The sequence below is a fragment of the Kitasatospora griseola genome (genome assembly GCF_014648555.1).
Lineage (GTDB): Bacteria > Actinomycetota > Actinomycetes > Streptomycetales > Streptomycetaceae > Kitasatospora > Kitasatospora griseola.
Genome location: NZ_BMRI01000113.1, coordinates 1 through 807, shown reverse-complemented (window position 1 = coordinate 807; position 807 = coordinate 1). Strand labels below are relative to the sequence as shown.

Sequence of the window (807 nt, the reverse complement as noted above, 5' to 3'; positions counted from 1 at the left end):
GGCCTGCCGCCGGCCCCCCGCGGCCTGCCGCAGATCGAGGTCACCTTCGACATCGACGCCAACGGCATCATGCACGTCGCTGCCAAGGACCTCGGCACCGGACGGGAACAGAAGATGACCGTCACCGGCGGCTCCTCCCTACCCAAGCAGGACATCGACCGGATGATTCGCGAGGCCGAGCAGCACGCCGAGGAGGACCGCCGCCGCAAGGAGGCCGCCGAGACCCGCAACCAGGCCGAACACCTCGTCTACTCCACCGAGAAGGTCCTCCAGGACAACCCGGACAAGATCCCCTCAGACGTCACGTCCGAGGTCAACGGGGCCCTGGCGGACCTGAAGGACAAGCTCAAGGGCGAGGACAGCCCGGCCATCCGCACCTCGATGGAGCGCGCGGCCACCGTCGCACAGAAGATCGGCACCGCCCTCTACGCCCAGGCCGGTGGCCCGCAAGCCCCGGCCGGCACCGGCCCGACGCAGAGCGGCGACGAGGAGGAGGTCGTCGATGCAGAGATCGTCGACGACGAGAAGCCGAGTACAGACGCCGGATGAGCCCACCCAGCAGTCCGAGCCAGGCCGCGCGTCGGGCGTAGCAGGATACCGGCGTCGACCACGAGTGGACGAAGGACCACCGCCAGGGCGACTTCGAGGCCCTGCCAGCTCGTCGGCTCGGCCCGGACGCCGTCCGCACGGTCGACTGCACGAGTCCGCGGATCATCTGTGTCACGGCCCACTAGATGATTGATGCCAAGGGCTCGCTGGCGTGCATGAAATGACGCGAGGGAGTCCAAAGGTCGGTTGTGACGCCTG

General features: G+C 68.5%; 1 protein-coding gene. It reads left to right on the top strand.

What is annotated here, in order from left to right; all coding sequences use genetic code 11:
* A partial coding sequence (locus IEZ12_RS37355; RefSeq protein ID WP_189278887.1) for an Hsp70 family protein occupies positions 1 to 549 on the top strand: 549 nt, incomplete at its 5' end.
* Positions 550 to 807: the final 258 nt, after the last annotated feature.